General features: G+C 49.2%; 9 protein-coding genes, 1 tRNA gene and 1 pseudogene. 9 read left to right on the top strand and 2 right to left on the bottom strand.

Features of this window, described 5'->3' with window-relative positions; all coding sequences use genetic code 11:
- Window positions 1-125: pseudogene (locus H6G50_RS18885) on the bottom strand (photosystem II D2 protein (photosystem q(a) protein)); the annotation flags it as partial.
- A gap of 288 nt (window positions 126-413) precedes the next feature.
- Here H6G50_RS18885 and H6G50_RS18880 point away from each other — a divergent pair.
- The 5 genes from H6G50_RS18880 to psaK all read left to right on the top strand — a co-directional run bounded on the left by H6G50_RS18880 (window position 414) and on the right by psaK (window position 2606).
- Window positions 414-677 (top strand): hypothetical protein, encoded by a 264-nt coding sequence (locus H6G50_RS18880; RefSeq protein ID WP_190719703.1) that lies wholly within the window; start codon window positions 414-416, stop codon window positions 675-677.
- Between the two features lie 5 nt (window positions 678-682).
- A complete protein-coding gene (locus H6G50_RS18875) occupies window positions 683-1354 on the top strand; it encodes an energy-coupling factor ABC transporter ATP-binding protein (protein ID WP_190719701.1) in 672 nt (223 codons plus the stop codon).
- Window positions 1355-1420: 66 nt separating this feature from the next.
- The gene (locus H6G50_RS18870; protein ID WP_190719699.1) at window positions 1421-1996 is read left to right on the top strand and encodes an NYN domain-containing protein; all 576 of its coding nucleotides are present in this window, start codon (window positions 1421-1423) and stop codon (window positions 1994-1996) included.
- A gap of 66 nt (window positions 1997-2062) precedes the next feature.
- Window positions 2063-2135: transfer RNA gene (locus H6G50_RS18865), tRNA-Glu, on the top strand.
- A gap of 204 nt (window positions 2136-2339) precedes the next feature.
- Entirely contained in the window at window positions 2340-2606 is a 267-nt protein-coding gene (gene psaK / locus H6G50_RS18860) for a photosystem I reaction center subunit PsaK (protein ID WP_190719697.1), read from the top strand.
- A gap of 88 nt (window positions 2607-2694) precedes the next feature.
- Here psaK and H6G50_RS18855 read toward each other — a convergent pair whose 3' ends face one another.
- Window positions 2695-4236: a HAMP domain-containing sensor histidine kinase gene (locus tag H6G50_RS18855; protein ID WP_242032898.1), complete on the bottom strand. Its 1542-nt coding sequence runs from the start codon at window positions 4234-4236 to the stop codon at window positions 2695-2697.
- Window positions 4237-4560: 324 nt separating this feature from the next.
- Here H6G50_RS18855 and H6G50_RS18850 point away from each other — a divergent pair, with 324 nt between their 5' ends.
- From H6G50_RS18850 to H6G50_RS18835, 4 genes are all read left to right on the top strand, one after another.
- A complete protein-coding gene (locus tag H6G50_RS18850; RefSeq protein ID WP_190719695.1) occupies window positions 4561-6822 on the top strand; it encodes a PAS domain S-box protein in 2262 nt (753 codons plus the stop codon).
- 128 nt (window positions 6823-6950) lie between these two features.
- Entirely contained in the window at window positions 6951-7421 is a 471-nt protein-coding gene (locus tag H6G50_RS18845) for a cupin domain-containing protein (protein WP_190719692.1), read from the top strand.
- Between the two features lie 46 nt (window positions 7422-7467).
- Window positions 7468-7803, top strand: a complete 336-nt coding sequence (locus H6G50_RS18840; protein WP_190719688.1) for a XisI protein — start codon at window positions 7468-7470, stop codon at window positions 7801-7803.
- A gap of 101 nt (window positions 7804-7904) precedes the next feature.
- Entirely contained in the window at window positions 7905-9653 is a 1749-nt protein-coding gene (locus H6G50_RS18835) for an ABC transporter ATP-binding protein (protein ID WP_190719685.1), read from the top strand.
- The last annotated feature ends 40 nt before the right edge of the window (window positions 9654-9693 follow it).

Genomic DNA, 9693 nt, shown 5'->3' with positions numbered 1-9693 from the left:
AGGTAGGCGCAGGGGAACAGTAAAATTCCCGACCAGCCAACGAAGACGAAGCGATCGCGCTTTAACCAGTCGTCGAGGACATCAAACCATCCTCGCTCTGGCGCGCGTCCGACTGCAATTGTCATAGTGCGCTGTTCTCCAAAAAATTAAGGTTTATACAGGATAAGGGCAAAACTTTACTCAACGTTAAATTAGGAGACCGCCATTCTCGGATTTATCAGAAGACGGAGCCTTTTGTGAGGAAAGTTTACTTTTCTTTACGCCATTATAATAAATGATACAGTTTTTGGTGCAACCTAGCAGACCTTAAGAAATTCTTAAGAGTCAAATCATCTCGGGAGGGTTGCGATCGCAGCCAACAAGCTGCGAAGCTCCGAGGTACTATTGTTTATCCCTAAATTACGAAGCAGCGAATGTATTCCATTGACGTAACGCTCAAATACAGCCCGATCGCCGTGTCCGTGCAGCGCAAAGATCGAGAAGATGCCGAAGCACTCTACCAAAAAGTGGTAGCGGCGATGGGCGGAACGCCCCAAGCCATCGAACTGACTTGCGAAAAAGAACCCGAGAAAAAAGTCTCGCTTTTTAGCGATCAAATCAGCGCTGTGATTATCTCTCAGCGATCGGGAGCAGCCGCTTCGGGACGACCGACCGGATTCTTTGTGGGCGTGGAGTAGAACCAATGACGAGCGACCAATCGGCTATCTGGGTAAGAGATCTGAGCTTTAGCTGGCACGAAGGGCAACCGATTCTCGACGCTTGTACCTTAAGCGTTCCCAAAGGGGAATTCTGGATGTTACTCGGGGCAAACGGAAGCGGCAAATCGACGCTACTGAAGTTGCTGGCGGGGTTGCTCCAGCCCCAAGGCGGGCAAGTCGAGGTCTTAGCCCCCGTGGGCTTTGTATTTCAAAATCCCGATCGCCAATTGGTAATGCCGACGGTGGGGGCAGATGTGGCCTTCGGGCTAGTCGAAGAACGCTTGTCGATCGCGCAAGTCCGCGATCGCGTCCGGGAAGCGCTAGCCGCCGTAAACCTGCTCGAATACCAACGAAGACCGATTTATGCCCTCAGCGGCGGTCAAAAGCAGCGCATTGCGATTGCAGGCGCGATCGCGCGCCAATGTCAAGTCTTAATTCTCGACGAACCGACCGCCCTCCTGGATCCCGATTCCCAACTGGATCTCGTCGTCCAAGTCCAAAGCTTAGTTGAAAGTCGCGGTTTAACAGCCCTCTGGGTGACGCATCGCCTCGACGAACTCAACTATTGCGATGGGGCGCTATTGCTCGAGGGCGGGCGCGTCGTTGATTCCGGAGAACCGCAACGCCTTAAGGAACGCTCGATCCGCGAAAGCTAGCACGGCTTTTCTGAGACTTCAATTAATACACCTTCACCCTTCACTAATGCAGGCCTAACAACTAAAATGTCTCTTTCTGAATCCAATACTTTCTTGCTCGTAGACGGCTACAACATTATCGGCAGTTGGCCTGAGTTAAAACAAGAACGCGATCGCTCTGGACTGGAAATGGCTCGTTACCGCCTGCTCGAAGCCCTCGTCAATTACAGCGCCTTTGAAGGCTACAAAACCGAAGTCGTCTTCGACGCTCACTACCAAAAAACAGCCGCTTATCGCGAAGCGCACAGCCCTCATGTTTCCGCTTACTATACCGAGTTTGCCCAAACCGCCGATACTTATATCGAGCGGACTTGTGCTAAAGCAGCCCGGGAGCTAGCAGTTCGCTCCTTACGGCTGATTGTCGCAACCTCCGATCGCGCCCAACAGCTAACCGCGATCGGTTACGGTGCGGAATGGATGTCCTCCCAGCATCTCGCCAGCGCTGTTACCCTCGCCGCCAGTAGCACCCGCCGCAAAAGCCAGTCGCGCCCGAAAACTCAAAAAGGGCGTTTTTTATTCGATTGCCTTGATGATAAAGCCAAAGCGCGTTTATCCCAGTGGCGCTTTTCGGGGGATTCGCCCAGCGGAACGGGCTGCCCCTAAAATTTTTCTTAAAAGTGTTGACAAACTTAAAATAATTCGTTAGTCTGATTAAGGTGTGAAAAACAAGCCCCCATCGTCTAGAGGCCTAGGACACCTCCCTTTCACGGAGGCGACAGGGATTCGAATTCCCTTGGGGGTATTTTAAATCGAACTGAATCTAACAAATTCAGTTAGGCAATTATTAAAGTAGGGTCAAAGCTAACTCCAGTGCGGCAGTTAATACCCTCAAAGTTTGTGCGGCCAAAAATCCAAATACGACAGAATCGGCAATTAATATTAACCTAGAGACTCGTCACGGGGTTATATAATGGCGAAAAAATGTAGGATATAAGGAGTTTTGAAATTGACTTTCTCAACTTTATTAGCGACTGCGGGTAACGTTCCCTATACGCCGTCTTGGAATCCGCTGGTTAGCGTTGTAATGATTGTCTGCGTCGCTTTAGGAATTGCGATCGCGAACTACTCCGCTTCCAAGCGCGACAACGCTGGCACGGCTGGCGCTCCCTCAGTCGGTGGAATTGCCCTGCCGAACTTGGTTGCTGGTGCTTGCTTCGGTCACATTCTCGGTACTGGTGCAATTCTGGGCTTAGCGAATGTTGGCGTTCTCTAATCCGAGTTTCGCTTTCAATTAACTCGCTATAACAGCGCTAAATTAAGGGACAAGTTGCTTTTCGAGCCGCTTGTCCCTCTTCGCGTTCTTAAAAGCGGCTTTGGATTTCCGAGCGGGACTCCTTTTTCGCCTTCCCCTTCTTACCAAACATCCCAGCAGAAAACTCCGATTGTGCGTTACCCAAAGGCAAGAAAACGGTAAGTTCTTCTCCTTGTTGGGGGCGTTGTCGCAGCAGCAATTTACCGCCGAGGGCATTAAAGAGATTTTTAGTAACGTCCCAATTTAAAGTCAGGCTACCCGTTTCGGGCTGAAAAACGAGGAGTTGACCGAGGGACTTAAGAGAATTACTCAAAGACGCATCGCGAGAGAGAAGTTGCAGTTTAAGTTGATGTCCGGCAGTCATCACCTGTACCTGCATTCGACTGCCGGGAGGTAGATTGCGAGTAAAGCTTTCCATAACGCCGCGCAACACTTGATCGAGCATGGCGGGGTTGCTAACAATGGTCGGCAATTTTTCGGGCAGAATAATTTCGAGATCGATACTGCGCCGCTTCGCTTGTTTTTGCCAGTGGGGAATATTTTGCTGAATGACTCGATCGAGAGAGATCGGGACGAGTTGCAGGTTTTGACGATCGCAAGGCGTAGTTTCCAACTCAGCCGCGCGGAAAATGAGTTCCATGCGATCGATTTGTTCGCTACATTCGCGATCGATGGTTTCAAGGCGTTCCACCGCTTCAGGAGCTAGATTGGAGCGCTGTTTGAGTAAGAGTCGCGCCAGCATCCGAATCGTCGTGAGGGGAGTGCGAACTTCGTGGGTGAGGGCTTGCAAGAGTTGCAGTTCGGGCAAGGAATCGCTCTCGAGAATAATCGTCTGACTCTCATCTTCCGGGGAAGCTGCGAGAATGACGGTTTTTTTAGTCCCCGAAGGAGTCGTATCGGGGCATTGTTCGAGCAAGTGGCGCGCGAAATCGGCAACGAGGCGATAATCGGGGTGACGGGGCGCGAATTTCTGTACGATCGCCTCGAGGGCGGGAAGGTGGTAGGGAACGGTGAGACACAGGCGCGATCGCAAAGTTGCCCAAGCGCGATCGACGGTTTCGGGATTGAATGAAAACTGAAAAGTTGGTTGATTATTACTATTCTCCCCCAACACCATAACCAGGGAAAATTTAGCCGTTAAGACCAAGCAAAATTGTTCGCTCGCTAAAGGATCGACGGGGAACAGCGGATATTCCATCGCTCGCTGGGCTGGAGATGGAGAGGAAAAAGTTTGAGGTTCTGCCGCTGGGAGTTGAAACTGCTGCCTTAGAAGCGTACTGAAAGCTTCGCGGGTAAAAGTGCCACACTGAAAGCGTTCGGCGATCGCGGGTTGGCTGGAAATGGGCGAGGGAGCCGAGAGAATTAACCCCTGACAGGAGTCCGCTCGAGTGGCTTCAGCGATCGGCATCAGGAGGCGCTCTAAGGCGACGATCGCGCAACGCCACTGAGCTTCCGCTTTGCGTTGAGCCGCGCTCGTTCCTAACATCTCGCTCGCTGCTACTGAAGAGGCATAGCTCTGTCCGCTGCTCGACTCTTCTTGCTCGATAATTTGCGAGAGTGCAAGCAGTAACCCGTCTGACTCAAACATCATGAATATCGACCCAAAGAAATAATTCAGAAATTTGACAAGGTATTTTTAACCCCTGTAATCTTCTCGATAATAGCCCGATTTCGACCTATTCCTAGAGTCGTAAAACCGAACCACGCTGTCGCAATCTCTACCCTTCGAGCCATCAGCAAGCATCTTTCTTGGCTGGGGTACGAGCCAAACTCCCAGCAACGTACTAAACTGAGAATTATTAAGAATTCAGGTTGAAAACTCGACCGAGCCTGGAAACGGTGCATCAACCCTCTTGCGTTCTGAATCGGCATTAACTCTCGTTTTAGGCTGCTGTGTCTACTTTCAGCGATTGAGATGCAAAAATCGAGATCGATCCTCTCCTCAACTTTGGCCGTTGTGTCCGACCTCAAGCAACACTCCCTCGACTTCGCCACCCTCGGGCTGCACGAGCGCGCCTTAGCTGCATTGCCCTGCGGAATCGCGATCGCGGACGCGCGTCAGTCCAATTTTCCCATCATCTACTGCAATCCTGCTTTTGAACGCATTACCGGCTATCGCCAAGAAGAGGTCTTGGGCAAGAGTTGCCGATTTTTACAGGGACCCGATACCGATCCCGAAGCGGTTTCCCAAATTCGAGCCGCATTGCAAACCGGCGGTTCGGTACAACTGGTTCTAAAAAACTATCGCAAAGACGGTCAGCCTTTCTGGAACGAACTCGCCCTCTCGCCCGTATGCGACCAACGGGGAGAACTGATTTACTATATCGCCGTTCAAACCGACATTACCGAACGCAAGCAAGTCGAACAAGCCCAACACCTGATCCAATTTTCCATCGATCGCGCTGCCGATGCTGCGTTCTACATCCGCGCTGAAGGAGGACTGGCTTATATTAATGAAGCCGCTTGTCGCTTGCTCGATTGTTCCAGCGAAGAACTGCTAGCCCTCAAAGCCTCAGATCTGTTTCCCGCCGGAGATTGGCAATCGGAGCAGCTTAAAACCTCCCCGCGCGAAATCGAGTTAAAATCACCGCGAGGCACGAGCATTGCCGTCGAAATTAGCAACACAATTTTGCACTGCAACGGTCAAGACTATTACTGTATTTTTGCGCGAGATATTCGCGATCGCAAACGCGCCGAAGAAAAACTGCGAGCGCACATCAAACGCGAACGACTCACCGGTCAAATTGCCAACCGCATCCGCCAGTCCATCGACCTCGATCGCGTCCTCAACACCGCCGTGCGAGAAGTCCGTCAGGCACTCTGTGCCGATCGCGTCGTCGTTTATCGATTTTTGCATACCACACACAGTGTAAAAACTCAAGATTGGCAGGGAAAAATTATTGTTGAATCCGTCGGTAAAGGTTGGAGATCCATCCTCGAAAGCGGCGCTCGCAAAAATAACCTTCATGCCAACTACGTTCCCCTCTATCAAAAAGGCAGCCTGCGGGCTGTCAGCGACCTTTACAACTCCGACTTAAGCAACGAAGCGATCGAGCGCCTCAAACGATTTCAGGTTCGGGCGAGCTTAACCGTTCCCATTTTTCAAAAAGCCAAACTTTGGGGGCTGCTGATCGTCCATCACTGCGACGAACCGCATCAATGGACTAAGGCGGAAATTACGCTGCTGCAACGCTTGAACGTGCAACTCGCGATCGCAATTCGCCAAGCCGCCCTTTTCGAGCAACTCGAAAGCGAACTCAAAGAGCGCTCTCGTACCGAACAAGCCCTGCGCGAATCTGAAGCCGAACTCAAAACAGCCCTGCGCGAACTGCAACACACCCAAGCCCAACTCATCCAAACCGAAAAAATGTCTAGCTTGGGGCGCTTAGTAGCTGGAGTCGCTCACGAAATCAACAATCCCATCTCTTTCATCGACTGTAACCTCGCCTTCATCTCCGAATACGCTCGAGATTTACTCGAACTCTTGCAACTGTACCGCCAACATTATCCCGATCCTCCCCCTGAGATTAAAACCCAAGTCCAAGAAATGGACTGCGATTTTGTGGCTGAAGACTTACCTAAAATTATCCAGTCTATGAGGAGCGGCACCGAACGTATTGTCGATATCGTTGGCTCGATGCGGAACTTCGTTCGTCTCGATGAAGCTAAAAGCAAATCTATCGACCTTCACGATAGTCTAGATAATATTTTATTGCTGCTCGGAAGCCACCTCAAACGGCTTAAAAAAAAGATAACAATTATCAGAAACTATGGCAACCTTCCGGCAGTAGAATGCTATGCTAGCTTGCTAAACCAAGTATTTATGAATATCTTGGTTAACGCGATCGATGCTTTAGAAAAAGTTGCAGACCAGCCGACAATTACCATTGCTACCGAAATTGCTCCTATCCCCCGAAGCAGTTTCCTACACGCGCGTACAGATGTTGCGATCGTCCGCATCCACGATAACGGTCCCGGCATTCCCGCAGAAATTTTATCTCATATTTTCGATCCGTTTTTTACGACTAAACCGGTTGGGCAAGGAACGGGTTTAGGACTGGCATCCAGCTATCAAATTGTCGTCGAGCAACATCAAGGGCAGCTTGAATGTCACTCTTTTCCTGAATGGGGAACGGAATTTATTATTCAAATTCCTGTAACAATTAGTCACAGGTAGGGATTATTGCTAACTATTACAAATCTCGCAACTTTGCGAAGTTTTTATAAAGGTTCTGGTTTTTTTGGGGTCGCTCGGTCTTAATAGAAACAGAAGAACTGCTGCAACCTTTACCCCCACTTCGCCCGATGAATTCTCTACAAGCAAATCCCGATCGCTGTACGATTCCCGTCGTCAAATCTCCGAACGACTATCAAGCTTATCGGATTAGCCCCCACGACACTAATCGCCTCGCGATTGTCTTCGATCCTGATGTCGCCGATGCGTCCCTTACCGTTTGCGTAGAAATCTTCGATCCGGGCGGAAAAACACCACCTAATCGCCATAATATCGCCGTAGAAATGTTTTTTGTCCTCAAAGGAGAAGGACTCGCTAGTTGCGACGGAAAAACGCTTAGCTTGCATCCTGGGAGCAGTTTATTAGTGCGTCCAACGGGCATTCACGAAATACGGAATACGGGTTCGGGACGATTGTATTGTTTGTGCATTATGGTTCCCAATGAAGATTTTGCAGAACTGATTCGTAGCGGGATGCCCGTTGAATTAGATGAGGAAGATATGCGAGTCTTGCAGCGCGTTGATGCCTTGGTTCCGGCTTAAAATGAATTCCTTTCAGGTTTAATATAAAAACCGCCGAGGTTTTGCAATGGATAGAGTAGAAGACTATCGGGATATTGTTTATCGAATTTTAGAAGCCCATCATCGCATTCCCTTCGGACATGGCGAAATTGAAAGTAAATTTATTGTAGATTGCGATCGCAACAATTTCGTCCTTATGAATGCTGGGTGGGATGGACAGCGGCGAATTCATGGCTGCGTCGTCCATGTCGAAATCATTGAGGGTAAAATTTGGATTCACCGAGATGGGATTGAAGATGGAATTACCGACGAACTTGTAGCAGCGGGCGTTCCTAAAGATAAAATTATTTTAGCCTTTCATGCGCCTTATATGCGGCAACATACGGGTTATGGGATTAGCTAAGCTATAGTTATTTCAATTGCCAATATTAAATCTTTAACGATTCTTCCCCGTCCGCCGGAGGACGGGGGTAACAGTTGGTGCGATCGTGCTAAATTAAGGAAATGGCTAACTCGCGATTAAAAAAACTCGGGGGCTACCTGCGCCCCCACTGGCAAAAAGTTCTTTTAGGGATTCTCTCTCTGCTGGCGGTGAATGGATTGGGGGTTTATATTCCCCTGTTGATTCGCGATAGTATTGACAAATTGCGCGCGGCAACCATTACCGAACAAGTGACGCGCTACGCGATCGTCATTATTGTCCTCGCCTCGGTGATGTGGTTCATTCGCATGGCTTCCCGCATCATCATGTTTGGCGTAGGACGGCAGGTAGAATTCGATCTCAAGCAGCAAATCTTCGAGCATTTATTGATTCTCCATCCGTCTTATTTTTATACGAATACGGCGGGCGATTTAATCAACCGTGCCACGAGCGATTTAGATAATATTCGTCGCTTGGTGGGTTTTGCGGTGTTGAGTTTGGTGAATACGCTCTTTGCGTATGCGCTGACGCTTCCAGTGATGTTGGGAATTAATATTCCCTTAAGTTTGGCTGCCTTGGCGGTGTATCCGATTATGTTGATTTCGGTGCAATTATTTAGCGATAAATTGCGCGTGCAACAACGAGACGTACAAGAAAATTTGTCGGATGTCAGCCAGCTTATTCAAGAAGATATGAGCGGCATCGCTTCGATTAAGATTTACGCTCAGGAAGAAAACGAACGTAAAGCTTTTGCGAAGAAAAATCTCGCTTTGTTGAACGCGAATTTAAGCCTTGCAAGAACGCGAAATTTATTATTTCCAATTATTCAAGGCTTAGTATTCGTTTCACTCTTGATTTTATTGATGATGGGTTCGGGTGCGATCGCGCGCGGCGAGATTACGATTGGCGATTTTGTCGCTTTGATTCTCTACGTCGAACGCTTAGTATTCCCGACAGCGTTACTCGGTTTCACGATTACGGCTTATCAACGCGGCGAAGTCAGTATCGATCGCGTCGAATCGATCTTTCAAGTCGAACCGGAAATTCGCGATCTTCCCGATGCAATTTCCCTTTCCCCCGAAACTATTCGCGGCGAAATTGTCGTTTCCCACCTCAACTACACTTATCCCGGTGCAAAAAATCCGGCTTTAAATGACGTAAGTTTTAGCATCGAACCGGGAGAAACTGTGGCGATTGTCGGGGCAGTAGGTTCGGGAAAATCTACCCTCGCCAATACCTTACCGCGCTTACTTTTCCTCGAACCGGGACAAGTTTTTCTTGATGACTGCGACATTGCTAAAATAAAGTTGCACGATTTGCGCCGCGCGATCGCTTACGTCCCGCAAGATAGCTTCCTCTTCAGTGCCACGATTCAAGAAAATATCAGCTACGGCAAACCATTGAGCGATCGCACAAAAGTCGTTTATGCCGCCAAAACTGCCCAAATTCACGAAGAAATCCTCAACTTTCCCCAGCAGTACGATACTTTAGTTGGCGAACGCGGGATTACGCTTTCTGGCGGACAGCGACAGCGTACTGCCCTCGCCCGCGCCCTCCTCATCGACGCGCCAATTCTCATCCTCGATGATGCACTCTCTAGCGTCGATAATCAAACTGCTACGCAAATTCTGCAAAATCTTTCCAGCGGAACGAGTAATAAAACCGTAATTTTTATTACTCATCAACTTTCCGCCGCTGCTGCTGCCGATCGCATTCTAGTGATGGAAGCCGGTAAAATCGTCCAAGCGGGAACGCACCAACAGTTATTCGCCCAACAAGGATTGTATCAATTCCTTTGGCAGCAACATCAATTGGAAGAAGTTTTGCATTAACTGGAGGAAATTTTAAACCGGGAAGGAAGTAACGCTCGTT

Origin of the sequence: Oscillatoria sp. FACHB-1406, assembly GCF_014698145.1 — a bacterium.
Lineage (GTDB): Bacteria > Cyanobacteriota > Cyanobacteriia > Cyanobacteriales > Spirulinaceae > FACHB-1406.
The sequence above is the reverse complement of the archived record's forward strand: the minus strand, read 5'-3'. Positions and strand labels throughout refer to the sequence as shown.